Source organism: Leifsonia sp. SIMBA_070 (assembly GCF_046534635.1).
GTDB lineage: Bacteria > Actinomycetota > Actinomycetes > Actinomycetales > Microbacteriaceae > Leifsonia.
On sequence record NZ_JAWRYK010000202.1, the window covers coordinates 1 to 277 of the forward strand.

At 43.0% G+C, this 277-nt stretch carries 1 protein-coding gene; it reads right to left on the reverse strand.

The window, feature by feature from the left end; translation table 11 throughout:
- Positions 1-254, reverse strand: a 254-nt coding sequence (locus SB754_RS20020) for a hypothetical protein (RefSeq protein WP_410784128.1), incomplete at its 3' end; no start/stop codon positions are given.
- Positions 255-277: the final 23 nt, after the last annotated feature.

Sequence of the window (277 nt, forward strand, 5' to 3'; positions counted from 1 at the left end):
GGTTGAACCAGTTCGGGGGCGTGGGTTCTAAACAGCTCGAATAGTCGCTCCTGCTTCCCTTTCCGTCCTTCGATCTCGAACGTCTTATAGATATCGGAGAGGTGCTTGCGAAAAGTTCCATCCGCAATATCGAATTTTTGACATATTTCTTCTCGATTTCCACTATTTCTCAAAAAATCGATTAAAATCTCGTGTTTTCGTGAGTTTTTGTCGTTTAGGAAGTGTAACTTTTCCCGAAACTCATTTTTGTCCATTGGCAGCACTCTTTCCGTTACGC